Raw genomic sequence first — 14,527 nt, forward strand, 5'->3', positions numbered from 1 at the left:
GTGCCGACGGTCAGCTCACGTCGAGGACGATGGCGAGGGTCCCTCCGCCCGGAGGTCCCTGCTGGACGCCGCCCGCGGAGATCCAGATCATGTTGTCCTGCAGCATCGCGGAGAACGCGCTGGCGACCACGGTCTTCAGGTTCTTGACGTACACGGGGTCGTCGGTCACCAGCCGCCGCCCGCGGATGCGACCGTCGACCGGCTCCTGGTATTTCACGTAGGTCGCGATGATGCGCGAGCGCACCTCGGGCGGCAGCGGGCCGTCGCCGACGGCAAGGCCGGCGTCGCGCACGGCTCGGGTGACCGCGCCGATGTCGAGCAGGTCCGCGATGACGGCGCGCCCGACGCGCAGCCGGCCTCCGGCGCCCCGGCGGTTGCCGAGCGCGACGAGGTGCGTTCGCGGGCCGGCACCGCCCACGTCCTCCCAGACGTTCGACGACACCGCGACCTTGTCGCTGAACAGCGCCGGATCGGTGCCGATCGCCGCCTCGTCCGGCAACGGGGCGCCGTCGACGACGATGCGCACGGCCTGCGCGATGCTGCCGCTGGAGAACCCGAAGACGCCCTGCGGATCCGGCTCGGGCAGCGCTTCGTCCGCCGAGCGCGCGGCGGCGATGTCCTCGAGCGGGGGGTAGTAGGACTTGCCGATCACGAACTCGATGTCGGCAGGTGCCATCCCCGCATCGTCCGCGGCGGCGCGCACCGCATCGGCGTTGGCGTTCACGTGCGCGGCCCGGCCGATCCACTCCGGGAGGATCGTGGTCGAGGCGGCACTCCCGATCGCGAGCCGGGGCAGTCCGTCCGCGGCGGGCTCCGCCGCGGTGCGCGTGTAGACGACCAGATGCGGGGTCATGATCGTGCCGACCCCGGCGCTGAACGCCATCGGCAGCGCCTCGACCACGGGAGCGGGGCGGGTGCCGTGATCGAGCAGGAAGCGCCGCACGGCGTGATCCGCATCGACCCGGCTCGTGTCGTACGTGTCGCCCCAGCCGCCGGTCTTGCCGGTGACGGCGACGATGTGGTCGGGGTTCAGACGCCCTTCCGCCACGAGCTCGACGAGCCCCGACACGTCCCGCAGGCCGCCCATGGGCACACGGAACGCGTCGACGGCCTGCGCGGTCATGCGCGGCTCGGTGCGCCGGTGCGCACCGCCTCCCGCAGAACGGCCTCCGCCTGCTCGGGGGTGAGCCAGCGCGGGTACTCCACGATCTCGTCGATCGCGTCGTTGAGCGCCCGGTACGCGGTCTCCACAGCGTCATCGTCGACCTCCAGCCCGAGGTTCGCGGCCAGCTGGCGCACCATGGCCCGGGTGCTGAGCCGGTCCCACACCCAGCGGATGTCCGCGCCGACGACGTCGGCGTGCACGCAGCCGGAGATCGGCGGGAACGTCCGTACGCCGTCGCGCAGCGAGCTGAGGACGTCGGCGGTCGTGCTCTTCAGGAAGGCGTACCGGCCGGTGACCGGCTTGAGGGCCGGGTTGGGGATCCCGATCTCCTCGTAGACCAGGTCCGACAGCGCCTGCAGCCGATCGAGCCTGATGCCGGTGTCGACGCCGTAGAGCACCTCGAGGCTCGTGGCCACCTCCTCCAGCGGCGGGAAGCCGCACCGGTAGGAGACGCCGTTCACCGACACGTCGGGGCCGGCGCCCGCGGCCGCCGCGGCGATCGCGGCGGCGGTGCCGAGCCCGAAGTCGTCGTGGACATGCATCGTCAGCGGCACGGCGGTGGTCAGACGCGAGCGGAAGCGGCGGATGAACACGCGCATCGCCTCGGGGCCGAGGCTGCTGGTGGAGTCCATCAGGTCGATCCGCCGGGCGCCGAGAGCGACGGCCTCGTTCGCCGCGCGCATCATGGCGTCGAAGTCGCGGCGACCCGCCTGGGCGAGTGTGACGGTCCAGGCCAGTCCATTGGAGGCGGCGTACTCGGTGACCTCGGCCAGCTGCGCGAACTGCCGTGCCTCGGCCTCCGGGGAGGAGGCCTCGACGATCCCGGGGCCGATGACGGTCGCACCGAGTTCGAGGAGCAGGTCGACCGTCGAGCAGGGATCGATCTTCGGGGTGCCCTCGCCGTTGCCGAGCAGGGTGTCGGCGTACACGTTGCAGGTGAAGCCGAAGCCGCCGGCGAGGATCTCGCGGACAAGCTCGAGCTCGCGGGCGTTGGGCTCGTCGTCGCCCCACCAGTCGAGGTTGAGGCTCTCGTCGCGGATGCCGATGTCCTCGAGGGCCTGGGCGATCCGCAGGTAGCCGTCGATCGTGGTGCGCGTGCCGGCCGTGTAGTTGGTCTTGCGCAGGGTGCTGTCGATGAGGCCCAGGGGCCGGGGGAAGTCGAAGTCGCGGGTGACCTCGTCCTCGAAGTTGACAGGGCTGACCCAGTGGCTCCCCTCGACCCGGTACTCGTGGTGGGGATTGATCATGTCGCGTCCTTCGTCGTTCGTCGTTCGTCGTTCGTCGTTCGTCGTTCGTGCTCGTCGGTGACCGGTCCGGTGCGCATCGAGGTGATGCGGCACCGGACCGGTGCGGGGTCGCGCCGGTGTCAGCGCCCTGCGCCTGCGGTCTGCGCGACCGGGGAGTGCAGCGGGTAGCCGGCGTCGGCGATGATGGAGCGGGCCATACGCGCCCCGGTCCTGATCGTGTCGACCGCCTCGTCGTACTCGTAGGGCTGCGCCAGGTACCGGCGCCAGTCCGGCACCTCGCCGGACTGGATGCGCTGCTCGTACGCGTGCACCATGTCGAGGTAGGCGGCGAGCTCCTCGACCCCCAGGTCGGGGTGCCCGGCCAGGAACTCGGGGTCGAACGCCTCGATCACCCGGGGGCGCTGAGCCGGTGCCTTGTCCGCATAGGGCTGCGGCGGCTCGATCGTCACGTTCATCCGCGGGTTCGCCGCGACGATGATCGGCAGCAGTCCTGCGAAGTCCACGAGTCCGGTGCCGTACGGCCGCAGCTGGTGCGCGAGGCCGCCCTCCTCGTGAGCCACGTAGGCGTCCTTGAGGTGCGTCTGACGGACGTACGGCGCCACCCGTCGTGCCGAGAACACCGGATGCTCCATGCGCTGCAGCACGTTGGAGGTGTCGAAGACGATGCCCGTCGTGTCGGGGCCCACGGCCTCCACGAGGCGCACCAGCTCGAAGCTGGTGACCTCCTCGTGGGTCTCCAGATTCATGTGGATCCCGAGATCACGGGCGATGGGCGCGAGCCGCTTCAGGAACTTCTCCGTCGCGGCCAGCTGGTCCGCCCAGTCCGCGTCCGTGCGGAACCGGTCGTAGGCGAGCCGACCGAAATAGGTCCCCTTGAAGTTGGCCGTGGCCACCCACAGCTCGCGGCAGCCGATGGCGGCACTGGCCTCCATCATCCGCCGGAACCCGCGCAGGATGTCGCCGTCTCCGATGGCTCGAAGCTCCGGGGCCTCCGGGTTCGCGTACGGATTCACCTTGCCGAGGCCCGTCTCCAGGTAGAGGTCGAGCTCGTCGGCGCGCTGCCGGAGCTCGCGCAGCACGCCGGGATCCAGGGTCGGACTCATGTCCAGCACGCTGCGGAAGAACAGGCCGTCCATGCCCAGCTCGTGCGCGTGGCCGATCGTGGCGAGCGGCCCGCGCCTGGCGGCCTCCGGGATCTTCTTGCCGTCGACGCCCACCCGGATCCGGTGGGCCGATGTCGTCGTCTCGGACATCACGCCACCTTCTCCTCTAGGAGCCGTTCCAGCGCCCGTTGCCGGGCGATGGTCGGGTTGGGGTTCGGCACGGCGGCGAGCAGCGCCTTCGTGTAGGGATGCGACGGGTGCGCGAGCACAGTGCCGGCGGGACCGTCCTCGACGATCTGGCCGAGCTGGATCACCGCGACCTGCGAGCAGATCTGCCGGACCACCGCGAGGTCGTGCGCGATGAACAGCACCGTGAAGCCGAGATCCTCCTGCATGTCCTGCAGCAGGTTGAGGACCTGCGCCTGCACCGACACGTCCAGCGCCGAGACGGGCTCGTCGCAGATGAGCAGCTTCGGCCCCACGGCCAGCGCCCGCGCGATCGCGATGCGCTGCCGCTGTCCGCCCGAGAACGAGCGCGGGTAGCGGTCGAGGTCGCGATCGCTGAGGCCGACCTGCATGAGCAGCTCGGCGACGCGCGCGCGCCGCCGCTTGCGGTCCGGTTCGAGATCGTGCACGAGCAGTCCCTCGCCGACGAGCTTCTCCACGGTCATCCTCGGGTTCAGGCTCGACGTCGGGTCCTGGAACACGAACTGCACCTCACGGCGGATCCTCTTCAGGGTCGCGCCTTTCGCCTCGGGGATGTTGATCCCGTCGTAGGTGATCGTGCCGCTCGTGGGCTTCTCCAGGCCCATGATGCTCTTGATGATGGTGGTCTTGCCGGATCCCGATTCGCCCACCAGCCCGGTGATCGTGCCCTCCTCGACCGTCAGGTCGACGTCGCGCAGGGCGTGGACGGGTTCGCGTCCGAGCGCGTGGAACACCTTGTTCACGTCGCGCAGCTCCAGGAGGCTCATGCTGCCGTCTCCTCTCCTGCGGCCGGGTAGAGGTGGCAGGCGACGACGCCGCCGTCGGGGGCGGGCCGCAGTTCCGGCACCTCCCGCGTGCACAGGTCGAACGCCTTGGGGCAGCGCGGGTTGAAGGCGCAGCCCGTGGGGCGGCTCGCCGGGTGCGGCGGGGCGCCCGCGATGGTGAGCAGGCGGGGGACCGTCTGATCGATGCGCGGCACGGCCTGCAGCAGACCCTGCGTGTAGGGGTGCGCGGGGTGCGCGAACAGCGTGTCGACGGCGCCCTCGTCCACCTTGCGGCCGGAGTACATCACCGCGACGCGATCGGTGAATCCGGCAACGGTGCCGAGGTCGTGCGTGATCAGCAGCACGGCGAGACCGCGCTCCTTGGACACCTTGTCCATGAGCGTGAGCACCTGCTCCTGCACGCGCACGTCCAGGGCCGTGGTGGGTTCGTCCGCGATGATCAGGGACGGATCCGAGATGAGGGCCATCGCGAGGACGACGCGCTGCCGCATGCCGCCGGAGAACTCGTGCGGGTAGGCCCTCATCCGGGCCTCGGCGTTCACCACGCCGAGCTCCTCGAGCACCGCCTTCGCGCGCTTCTCCGCCTCGGCGCGGGAGACTCCCGCGATCCGCAGGGGCTCCATCACCTGCTCCCCGATCGTCATGAGGGGGTTGAGCGCGCCCATCGGATCCTGGAAGACCATGCCGATCCGGTGTCCGCGGACACCGACCATCTGCTTGTCGCTGAGCTTCAGCAGGTCCTGCCCCTGGAACTCCACCGAACCGGAGAGCCGGAAGTCGGCGTCGAGTCGCATGATCGAGCGAGCGGTGACCGACTTACCGGATCCGGACTCGCCAACGAGCGCCACCCGGTCGCCCGGGCGCATCTCGAGGCTGAAGTCCTCGACCAGCCGGATCGGCTCGTCCTTGGGGCCGGCGTCGATCGTGAGGTTCCGCACCGACAGGAGCGGAGTGGTCGCCGGCATCGCGCCGGTCCGCCCGTTGCGGGCGTTCGTGAGAGTGTTCATTGCCGTGCTCACCTTCTGCGAAGGGCGGGGTTGAAGCGGACCTGGAGGATGTCGCCGAGCAGACCGAAGGCCACGGCGGTGATGGCGATCGCGAGACCCGGAGCGAACGCGGCCCACGGCGCGGTGGCGATGATGCCCTTCGCGCTGGTGACCATCGCGCCCCACTCGGCGCTCGGCGGCTGTGCGCCGACGCCGACGAAGGACAGGCCTCCGAGGATCAGGATCGTGTTGCCGATGTCACCGGCCCACTTGACCACGAGCACGTCGAGCGAGTTCGGGATCACGTGGTGCAGCATGAGCCTCGTGCGGGAGACGCCCAGCACACGGGCGTTCTCCACGAACGGCTGAGCCATCGTCTCCTTCATGACGCCGCGCAGCACGCGCGCCGTCACGGGCCATCCGGTGAGGATCATCGCGATGACGGCCGAGTTGAGGCTCGGACCGAGCGCCGCGGCGACACCGAGGGCGAAGATGATCGGCGGGAACGCCAGGGCGGCGTCGACGACCCGCATCAGCACTTCGTCGGCCCACTTGCCGCCGAGGGTGGCGAGGGTGGCGACCAGGATGCCGATAACGGAGAAGCCGGTGACGATGATCACCGAGCTCAGCAGCGACGACTGCGCGCCGGCGATGATGCGCCAGAACACGTCGCGGCCCTGCTCGTCCGTGCCGAACCAGTGCGCGGCGCTGGGCGCCTGCAACGCGTTCAGGATGTCCGACCGGTAGACCGCGTCGTACGGCGCGATCAGCGGCCCGACGATCGCCAGCAGCAGCAGCAGCACCACCACGATGGGGATGATGATCTGCATCCCGGAGATGCCGGTGATGGAGCGGACGGTACGGCGCCGCATGGGCGCGATCATTGCGAGAGTGTTGCTCATGATTTCCGCTCCTAACCCAGCTGCCCGGCCCGCAGACGCGGGTCTCGGATGAGCTGGAGGACGTCGACGATGTAGTTGCAGACGACCACCAGGACGCCGATCACCAGCACCCCGCCGAGCACGGCGAAGGTGTCCTTCTGGGCGACCGCATTGGTCAGGTAGGAGCCGACTCCCACCAGGCCGAACACGGATTCCACGAGGACGGCGGCGCCGACCATGGCGCCGAACTGGATCCCGACAAGGGTCATCGAGGGACCGATGGCGTTCGGCAGGACGTGCCGCCAGACGAGCTGGCGCTGCGGGATCCCCTTGGCGCGCGCGACCGTGAGGTGCTCGCGGGCCAGGACCTGGATGAGCTCGGCGCGCATGATGCGGTACAGCTGCGCGGCGAACGGCAGAGCCAGGACGATGGCCGGGAGGATCAGGTGCTGCACGCCGTCCCAGGCGGCCAGGGGATTGCCGGCCAGCAGCGAGTCGATGATCACCGACCCCGTCCGCGTCGGGATGTCGAATCCGCGAGACAGGCGGCCGGAGATCGGGACCAGCTGCAGCTTGGTGCCCAGCAGGTACTGCAGCAGCAGTGCGAGCCAGAACGTCGGCAGGCCGGCGCAGATGATCACGAGCGTCTTGATCGTGAAGTCAGCCGCTCCGTCGCGTCGCAGCGCCGAGAGGGTGGCCAGCGGCGTCACGCAGGTGACGACGATGATCACCGCCAGCAGCACCAGCTCGATGGTCTGCGGGAGCACCTGTCCGATGCCCTGCGTGACCGACACGTGGGTCGTGATCGAGGTGCCGAGGTCGCCGCGCACGAGCCGCCCGAAGAACGTCATCAGCTGCACGAGGAACGGCTGATCCAGGCCCAGGGCCTTGCTGACCGCCGCGACCTGCTCGGGACTGGCGTTCTCGCCGGCCGCCACGCGGGCCTCATCGCCCGGGATGAGCTTGACCATCAGGAAGACGAACGCGCTCAGGCCGATGAGGGTGATGACGGAGGACAGGGCTTTGCGCAGCAGGAAGACCGTGGTCTGCCGCGCCGGATTGCTGTTGGCCATGGCTCTCACCCGACCCGAAGGGTGAAGAACGAGATCGGCGTCGCGGACCAGGAGAAGTCGATCCCCTTGAGGTCGCTGCGGTAGCCGACCGGGAACGCGACCTGGAAGAGGTTCGCCTGCACCGAGTCGTCGGCCACAGTGGTCTGCACCTGCTTGTAGAGGTCGCAGCGGGCGCCGGCATCGGCAGTCGTGCGGGCCTTGTTCAGCAGGTCATCGACCTTCGGGTTGCTGTACGCACCCTTGTTGGTGCCTCCGATGTTGGCCGAGTTGTACAGCTTGTCCAGGCCGGCGCCGGGGTCCGGCGTCAGGATGTAGTCGTTGATCAGCGTGAGGCCCGGGATCGTCGCCGGATCCGCGAGCGTCTTGAGGTAGTCGGGGAAGGCGATCGGCACCAGGTTCACCGTCACGCCCAGGTCCTTCAGGTTCGACTGGAACAGGGTCGCGATCTGGGTCTGCGTGGAGTCGACCGACTGGTAGCGCAGATCGAGCGCGGTCGAGCCGAGACCGGAGAGCAGTTCCTTGGCCTTCGCCTTGTCCTGTGCGGACGGCTTGGCGTCGGCACGGCAGGTGAAAGCCGGCGACAGGATGCCGCTGGAGATCGCACCCTCGCCGTTGAGGATCTTCTGGAAGCCGCCGGAGTAGTCGAACGCCAGCTTGAGGCCCTCGCGGATCTTCGGGTCGGCGGTGGGGCCGGTCGAGGTGTTGAACCACAGCTGGGTCTGGCCCGACGTCGGCACGAACTTCACGGAGACCCCGCTCTGACCCTTCAGCGCGGTCGCGTCGATCGCGGACAGGCCGAAGGAGACGTCGATGTTGCCGGCCTTGAGCTCGTCGCGGTTGGTCGCGCTCTCATCGATCCGGCGGAACACCATCTGGGTGGGCCGCTTGTCGTCGAATCCCCAGTACTTGTCGAACCTCTTCACGGTGGTGCCGTCGGCGGACGATGCGCCGGTGCCCTCGAACGGGCCCGTTCCGGCCTCGTGCGCCTGCAGCCAGCCCTGCGCGTCGTCCGCGCCTGCGTTCTTGGAGACCAGGTCGGCCTCCATGATGTAGATGTTCGCGAGTCCGTTGATGAAGAACGCGTTCGGCGACTTCAGGTTGATCACGACGTGCGACTTGTCGACCACGGTCGTCGAGTCGTAGCCCTGCAGCAGGGACGCGACGCCCTGTCCGAGCCGGATGTAGCGGTCGAAGCTGTACTGCACGTCCTTCGCGGTGAGAGGAGTGCCGTCATGGAACTTGACGCCGTCGCGCAGGGTGAAGGCGATCGATTTCGCGTCTCCCGCGACCTTGAAGTCGCTGGCGAGGGCGCCGACCATCTTGTTGTCCTGGGCGGCATCGAACTTGATCAGCGGCTCGTAGACGATGTTGTCCACCATGTTGGTCTGCGCGTAGTCGGCGCGCAGCGGATCCATGGTGTTGAACTCGTGCTTGAAGCCGACGACGACGGACGTCGATGCGGCGGTGCTGCTGCCGCCGCCGGCACCACCGGAGGATCCGCCCGCGGTGCAGGCGGCGAGGGAGGTGGCGACGAGCGGGAGAGCGAGAAGTGCGGCGCCGAGGATGATCCGGCGGCTGCGGTGCTGAGATGACATGGAGTGACTCCTGGATGAGAAAAGGGTGATTTCTCAGGGCGCGGGCTGGCGCCCTGCTCGGGGTTCGGGCATCACCGCACAGAAGACCCTTGAGGGTGAGGGGCAGCCGTGCGATGGCTCTTGTGGAGTGCTCCGGTGTCTGATGTTGAGTTATGCGAGCCGGATCTGGATCCGGGGTGGGGGGCTGTGCGCTTCGATGCGGTCAGCCGCGGGTGTGCGGATCAGAGTTCCCAGATTCCTCGGGGCGACTCAGTGATCCATTCGGCCCCGTCGTCGGTGACGAGGGCCATGTCGCCGGCGACGATGCAGCCGAGACCGGGAACGGTGAAGTTGGGATGCACTTCGATGACCATTCCCTTCTCGATCCGGACGCCGGAGTCATCGAGGGACCTGTCCCGCAAGGGGTTGAGATCCCGCGCCATCCCGGGCTCGACATAGGTGAGGCCGAGTCCGTGACAGCTCTGGAAGCGGAACGGATCCGTTTCCCTGGTGAAGGGGGCGTGCGCCGCGTACTGGTCCTCGATGGCGTCGACGACGCGGTGCAGCGGCTCGCCGGGGCGCATGGCCTGCAGAGCCGCGTCCTGGATCTGGATGAGGATGTCGGCGTAGGCGGCGAGCTCTGCGCTCGGCCGTCCGCGGACGCCCATGCGCAGGCACTGACCGAAGTAGCCCTCGTAGGAGGTGGTCGTGCCCAGCTGCACGCGATCACGGTCGGTGATCCGTGCGGGGAGTTCCATGAACTCGAAGTAGGTGGTCGGCGGTTCCTCGCCGATCGACAGCCAGCAGTTCGCCGAATCGGCGCCGAGCAGGCGGCCGACGTGCTCGGCCTCCGCCATGACCGAGGGGCCCGAAGCGCCGGGCCGGGTCGACTCGGCGAATGCCGCCGCGACCATGGCGTCCGAGATTCGTGCCGAGGTGCGGAGCATCTCGATCTCCTCGGGTGCGCGCGTGAGGCGCAGGCGATCGAGCACGCCCTCTGCTGCGATGATCCGGAAGTCGCGGAAACGCTCCGCCAGCTCCTGGTGCGCGGGGTGGCTCAGCTCGTCGATTCCGATCACGCCGATCCGCGCTCCGCCGCCGATCCCGGCTTCGGAGAGCACCCGGGCTGCGGCCTCGGGGTGCAGGCGCTGCTCGCCGGCCTGCACGATCTGACCCAGCCAGGCGGAGCGCCGGGAGAACTCGCGGTGCTCGTGCACGCCGAAGGCCAGCACCGCGGCCGCACCGGATGCGGTCACGAGCACGGTCGACGGCGTGGGCTTGGCCGCATATCCGGCGAGGAACTGGATGTATCCGGCGGTCTTCGTCCGCGAGCCGAGCATGCGCGGGCTGCCGAAGACGACGAGGGCGTCGAGATCCGCTGCGATCATCGCTGCGCGGACGCGTTCGATGCGCTGTTCCAGTACCGGGACCGGGACGGTGGCGGTGAAACGCTCCCGCGGGGCGACCGCGGCCTCCACCAGGCTCATGACAGCCGGTCCAGGGGTGAGCAGGACAGAGCTGCGCGGCGGTCGTTTCCAGCGAACCGTACGGGGACGCGGAGCCGCGACGGTGCGGTTCCTGTGCCCCGGAGTGCCGAACTCGCCTTCGGCACTCGGGCGTCTGAAGCAGCCATGGTTCAGAGCCAATCGTTCTTGGTTCAAGACCCCCTCGGGCGGGAGTGAACTCACTGTAGATCTGCGGTCGGGTATTCCGCAAGAGGAGATCAAACTTTCACGATGCGGTATCCGTGTGGCGGTTTCGATCCCCGGAAAAATGGAATACCGAAATGGTGTACCAAAACTCCGGCATTCGCAAGCCCTGATTCCGCAGGCTCAGGCCGATCTACCCGCCGACGCCCCCGTGGCGCCCCCAAATAGGTACACCAAACGTCAAAGTGGTGTACCAAATGCTTGACCTGATTGTCAGCGTGTGCATAGGATCGGTCCCGCACCCGATCTGTTGGAAATTGTTTCTCGGATCGTGAAAGTCATTGAGTGGCCTGCCGCTCGCTCCACAGCCTGGCCCGCGTTGTCGCGGCCGGAGAAATCAAGGGAGATTTCCATGTCCTCATCCCAGCCGGCGACGGTGACCGTCGTGTCGGCAGAGAGCGTCTACCGGAAGGTGTTCTTCCGGATCGTCCCGTTCCTGATGCTGCTCTGGATCGTCGCCTGGATCGACCGGGTCAACATCGGCTTCGTCAAGCTGCGCATGCTCGACGATCTGGGCTGGAGCGAGGCGATCTACGGCCTCGGCGCCGGGATCTTCTTCATCGGCTACTTCCTGTTCGAGGTGCCCAGCAACCTGCTGCTGCAGAAGATCGGCGCCAAGAAGACGATCATGCGCATCACCCTCGGCTGGGGCGCCGTGAGCATCCTGATGATGTTCGCGACCACGCCCGAGCTCTTCTACGTCCTGCGCTTCCTGCTCGGCGTCTTCGAGGCCGGCTTCTATCCGGGCATCATCCTGTACCTGACGTACTGGTTCCCGGCCAACCGCCGGGCCAAGGCTTTCGGCATGTTCATGTCGGCATCCGCGTTCGCCGGCGTCATCGGCGGTCCGATCGCCGGCTGGATCATGACCAGCATGGGAGGCGTGTGGGGCCTCGCCGAGTGGCAGTGGGTCTTCATCATCGAAGGCATCCCGTCGATCATCCTCGGCATCGTGACCCTGTTCTACCTGACGGATCGTCCGCACCACGCGAAGTGGCTGACGGCCGCAGAGCGCGCCTTCGTGCAGAGCGAGCTCGACAACGAGGAGCACGCCGAGAACAAGCAACACAGCATGCTCGGCGCCCTCAAGGGCAAGACGATCTGGCTGTTCATCCTGATCTTCTTCTGCATCATCGCCGCGAACTCCTCGCTCACGTTCTACGGTCCGACGCTCGTCGCGAACGTCGGCGTCACGGACCCGCTCGCGGTGGGCTGGATCATGGCCGGCATCAACCTCCTCGGCGCCGCCGGCATGATCTCCGCGGGCTTCATCTCCGACCGCACCGGGGAGTCCCGCATCCAGACATCGATCTCGGCCGCCCTCGGCGCACTGGGACTGGCGGGTGCGGCTCTGCTGATCCCGGTGAGCCCGATCGGCGCGATCGCATGCCTGGCGCTGGCGCTCATCGGGACGATGTCCGCCATCCCGGTGTTCTGGCAGATGCCGAACCGCTTCCTGATCGGCGCGGCAGCCGCGGGCGGCGTGGCGCTGATCAACTCGATCGCGAACCTCGCGGGCTTCTTCGCCCCGACGATGCTCGGCTCGCTGAAGGATCAGACCGGGAGCCTCGCTCCCGGACTCTTCATCGTCGCCGGGGTGGAGATCCTCGCCACGATCCTCATCCTGGCGCTGGTGCCCAAGTTCCGCGAGACTGGGAAGACGACCACTGTCCCGGTGTCGACCCGCGACGCCGCCGATGCGGCAGAGGTGAACGTCGTGGAGGTGCAGGCATGAGCGCCATGACCCTGGACGAGATCAACGCCCTCGATGAGGACGCCTTCGTCGCCGTGCTCGGTCCGGTCTTCGAGAACTCGCCCTGGGTCGCCCGGGGAGCGTGGGGTTCGCGTCCCTTCGCCGGCGTGCCCGAGCTGCATCGTGCGATGTTCGCCGTCGTCGAGGCCGCCGACAGGCAGACCGTGCTCGACTTCCTCAACGCTCACCCGGCCCTCGCGGGCAAGGAGGCGCAGGCCGGCGAGATGACCACGGAATCCGTGGGGGAGCAGGCCAGCGCAGGACTCGACGCCCTCAGCCCAGAGGAGTTCGCGCGCATCGGCGAGCTCAACCGCACCTATCAGGACCGGCACGGGTTCCCCTTCGTGATCGCCGTGCGCGGCCACTCCAAAGCCTCGATCCTCGCCGAGTTCGAACGGCGGATCGGCGCCGACACCGAGGCGGAGCTGCGGGCGGCACTCGATCAGATCGCGCTGATCTCTCGGGGCCGGCTCGACCGCGCCGTCGCCGGCTGAGGCGACCCGTGACCGAACCCGAACCCGAGAAGGAGAACGAGATGACCGATCACACCGCGCACATGCGCACCGCCCTCGATCAGGCTCGCGTCGCCGAGGCGGCCGGCGACCACCCGTACGGCTCCGTGATCGCGGGTCCGCGCGGTGCGATCGTGGCGCGGAACCAGGTGGAGAGCACGCAGGACGTCACCGCGCACGCCGAGCTCGCCGCGGTGCGGGCCGCCACGGCCGCGTGGGGTCTCGACCTGTCGGGGTCGACCCTGATCACGAGCTTCGAGCCTTGCGCGATGTGCGCGGGAGCGATCCTGAACGCCGGGATCCGGCACCTCGTGATCGCGGTGCAGTCGGTGCCCGGGATCGAACCGTCGGGACGCTACAGCGTCGAGAACCTGCTCGAGCTGCTCGGATGTGAGGGCGACGTCGTCGTCGAGCGCGGGCTGCTCGGAGACGAGGCGGCCGCGTACTACTCGGGGATCGCCGCAGCCTCCTGACAGCGGCGGCATCGGAGGGCCGGACCGGGCATCGCCCCGATCCGGCCCTCTTCTTCGCCCCGATGACGGACGTCGGCGCAGCGCGGTAACGTCGCGGCATGGACGTCATCGAGTATCTGATGGACTCCGATCCCGCGATCCGCTGGCAGGTCCGCCGCGACCTGACGGATGCGACCCCGGAGGAGGTCACGGCGGAGCGCGCCCGCGTGGCCGCCGAGGGGTGGGGTGCCCGGCTCCTCGCGCTACAGGCCGAGGACGGGCTGTGGGACGGCGGGGTGTACCGGCCCGGCTGGGTCGACGAGAGCCGTCCGATGTACGACGCGTGGACCGCGACGCACTTCAGCCTGCAGCAGCTCGTCGATTTCGGTGCCGATCCCGCGGACGAACGAGTGCGGCAGGCGGTGGCACGGGTGCGCGAGCGGGTGCGCTGGGATCAGGAAGGTGCCCCGCCGTACTTCCACGGCGAGACCGAGCCGTGTGTCAACGGGGTGGTGCTCTCGAACGCCGCGTACTTCGGAGAGCCGGCCGATCGAGTGGTGCAGACGCTCCTCGCCGGGCAGCTGGCGGACGGCGGGTGGAACTGCTGGGCGGAGTACGGCGCCACGACCTCGTCGCTGCACTCCACGATCTGCGTGCTCGAGGGGCTCCTCGCCTGGGAGCAGGCGACCGGCGGCACCGAGGTGTCACGGACCGCGCGGCTGGCCGCGGAGGAGTATCTGCTGGCACGCCGGCTGTTCCTGCGACGCAGCACCGGGGCGGTCATCGACCCGCGCTTCACGATGGCCTCGTACCCGGTGCGCTGGTACTACGACGTGCTGCGCGGCCTGGACTACCTGCGCCGCGCGCGCCCCGAGGGCGATCCGCGCTGCGCCGACGCGATCGAGCTGTTGCGTTCTCAGCGCGGCGCGACCGGCTTGTGGCGACTGGAGAACACGCACGAGGGGCCGACTCCGTTCGACCTGGACGGCGAACGGGAGGGGTTCCCGAGTCGCTGGGTCACCCTGCGCGCGCTGCGCGTGCTGCGCTGGGCGGGCGACGACGTCGTCTGATCGGGAGCCG

13 protein-coding genes are annotated in these 14,527 nt (G+C 68.8%); 4 read left to right on the forward strand and 9 right to left on the reverse strand.

The window, feature by feature from the left end; all coding sequences use genetic code 11:
• Positions 1–10: 10 nt before the first annotated feature.
• The 9 genes from LXM50_RS16720 to LXM50_RS16760 form a co-directional block, all read right to left on the reverse strand.
• Positions 11–1,123, reverse strand: a complete 1,113-nt coding sequence (locus LXM50_RS16720; RefSeq protein ID WP_233312609.1) for a ring-opening amidohydrolase — start codon at positions 1,121–1,123, stop codon at positions 11–13.
• A complete protein-coding gene (locus LXM50_RS16725; RefSeq protein WP_233312610.1) occupies positions 1,120–2,412 on the reverse strand; it encodes a hypothetical protein in 1,293 nt (430 codons plus the stop codon). The genes LXM50_RS16720 and LXM50_RS16725 overlap by 4 nt, the downstream gene beginning before the upstream one ends.
• A 119-nt stretch (positions 2,413–2,531) precedes the next feature.
• Positions 2,532–3,665, reverse strand: a complete 1,134-nt coding sequence (locus LXM50_RS16730) for a sugar phosphate isomerase/epimerase family protein (RefSeq protein ID WP_233312611.1) — start codon at positions 3,663–3,665, stop codon at positions 2,532–2,534.
• A complete protein-coding gene (locus LXM50_RS16735) occupies positions 3,665–4,489 on the reverse strand; it encodes an ATP-binding cassette domain-containing protein (RefSeq protein WP_233312612.1) in 825 nt (274 codons plus the stop codon). The genes LXM50_RS16730 and LXM50_RS16735 overlap by 1 nt, the downstream gene beginning before the upstream one ends.
• A complete protein-coding gene (locus tag LXM50_RS16740; RefSeq protein ID WP_233312613.1) occupies positions 4,486–5,514 on the reverse strand; it encodes an ABC transporter ATP-binding protein in 1,029 nt (342 codons plus the stop codon). Before LXM50_RS16740 ends, LXM50_RS16735 begins: the two co-directional genes overlap by 4 nt.
• Before the next feature lie 8 nt (positions 5,515–5,522).
• Entirely contained in the window at positions 5,523–6,395 is an 873-nt protein-coding gene (locus tag LXM50_RS16745; RefSeq protein WP_233312614.1) for an ABC transporter permease, read from the reverse strand.
• A gap of 11 nt (positions 6,396–6,406) precedes the next feature.
• Complete coding sequence (locus LXM50_RS16750; protein WP_233312615.1) at positions 6,407–7,447, reverse strand: ABC transporter permease; 1,041 nt, start codon at positions 7,445–7,447, stop codon at positions 6,407–6,409.
• Between the two features lie 5 nt (positions 7,448–7,452).
• Entirely contained in the window at positions 7,453–9,042 is a 1,590-nt protein-coding gene (locus tag LXM50_RS16755) for an ABC transporter substrate-binding protein (RefSeq protein ID WP_233312616.1), read from the reverse strand.
• A 221-nt stretch (positions 9,043–9,263) separates the two neighbouring features.
• A complete protein-coding gene (locus LXM50_RS16760; RefSeq protein WP_233312617.1) occupies positions 9,264–10,508 on the reverse strand; it encodes a Xaa-Pro peptidase family protein in 1,245 nt (414 codons plus the stop codon).
• A gap of 574 nt (positions 10,509–11,082) precedes the next feature.
• Between LXM50_RS16760 and LXM50_RS16765 the strand changes: the two genes are divergently transcribed.
• The 4 genes from LXM50_RS16765 to LXM50_RS16780 all read left to right on the forward strand — a co-directional run bounded on the left by LXM50_RS16765 (position 11,083) and on the right by LXM50_RS16780 (position 14,517).
• Complete coding sequence (locus tag LXM50_RS16765) at positions 11,083–12,465, forward strand: MFS transporter (RefSeq protein ID WP_233312618.1); 1,383 nt, start codon at positions 11,083–11,085, stop codon at positions 12,463–12,465.
• Positions 12,462–12,977, forward strand: a complete 516-nt coding sequence (uraD, locus tag LXM50_RS16770; protein WP_233312619.1) for a 2-oxo-4-hydroxy-4-carboxy-5-ureidoimidazoline decarboxylase — start codon at positions 12,462–12,464, stop codon at positions 12,975–12,977. Before LXM50_RS16765 ends, uraD begins: the two co-directional genes overlap by 4 nt.
• Before the next feature lie 41 nt (positions 12,978–13,018).
• Positions 13,019–13,468 carry a nucleoside deaminase gene (locus LXM50_RS16775; protein WP_233312620.1) on the forward strand — a complete coding sequence of 150 codons (450 nt, stop codon included), beginning with the start codon at positions 13,019–13,021 and terminating at the stop codon, positions 13,466–13,468.
• A 98-nt stretch (positions 13,469–13,566) separates the two neighbouring features.
• On the forward strand, positions 13,567–14,517 hold the full coding sequence (locus tag LXM50_RS16780; RefSeq protein ID WP_233312621.1) for a hypothetical protein: 951 nt from the start codon (positions 13,567–13,569) through the stop codon (positions 14,515–14,517).
• Positions 14,518–14,527 lie beyond the last annotated feature (10 nt).

It is taken from the genome of Microbacterium sp. Au-Mic1 (genome assembly GCF_021341785.1).
Classification (GTDB): domain Bacteria; phylum Actinomycetota; class Actinomycetes; order Actinomycetales; family Microbacteriaceae; genus Microbacterium.

Excerpts from the sequence above, each read along its gene's own strand:
- LXM50_RS16720 (WP_233312609.1), bottom strand. The coding sequence starts at position 1,123 with ATGACCGCGCAGGCCGTCGACGCGTTCCGTGTGCCCATGGGCGGCCTG.
- LXM50_RS16725 (WP_233312610.1), bottom strand. The coding sequence starts at position 2,412 with ATGATCAATCCCCACCACGAGTACCGGGTCGAGGGGAGCCACTGGGTC.
- LXM50_RS16730 (WP_233312611.1), bottom strand. The coding sequence starts at position 3,665 with ATGTCCGAGACGACGACATCGGCCCACCGGATCCGGGTGGGCGTCGAC.
- LXM50_RS16735 (WP_233312612.1), bottom strand. The coding sequence starts at position 4,489 with ATGAGCCTCCTGGAGCTGCGCGACGTGAACAAGGTGTTCCACGCGCTC.
- LXM50_RS16740 (WP_233312613.1), bottom strand. The coding sequence starts at position 5,514 with ATGAACACTCTCACGAACGCCCGCAACGGGCGGACCGGCGCGATGCCG.
- LXM50_RS16745 (WP_233312614.1), bottom strand. The coding sequence starts at position 6,395 with ATGAGCAACACTCTCGCAATGATCGCGCCCATGCGGCGCCGTACCGTC.
- LXM50_RS16750 (WP_233312615.1), bottom strand. The coding sequence starts at position 7,447 with ATGGCCAACAGCAATCCGGCGCGGCAGACCACGGTCTTCCTGCTGCGC.
- LXM50_RS16755 (WP_233312616.1), bottom strand. The coding sequence starts at position 9,042 with ATGTCATCTCAGCACCGCAGCCGCCGGATCATCCTCGGCGCCGCACTT.
- LXM50_RS16760 (WP_233312617.1), bottom strand. The coding sequence starts at position 10,508 with ATGAGCCTGGTGGAGGCCGCGGTCGCCCCGCGGGAGCGTTTCACCGCC.
- LXM50_RS16765 (WP_233312618.1), top strand. The coding sequence starts at position 11,083 with ATGTCCTCATCCCAGCCGGCGACGGTGACCGTCGTGTCGGCAGAGAGC.
- uraD (WP_233312619.1), top strand. The coding sequence starts at position 12,462 with ATGAGCGCCATGACCCTGGACGAGATCAACGCCCTCGATGAGGACGCC.
- LXM50_RS16775 (WP_233312620.1), top strand. The coding sequence starts at position 13,019 with ATGACCGATCACACCGCGCACATGCGCACCGCCCTCGATCAGGCTCGC.
- LXM50_RS16780 (WP_233312621.1), top strand. The coding sequence starts at position 13,567 with ATGGACGTCATCGAGTATCTGATGGACTCCGATCCCGCGATCCGCTGG.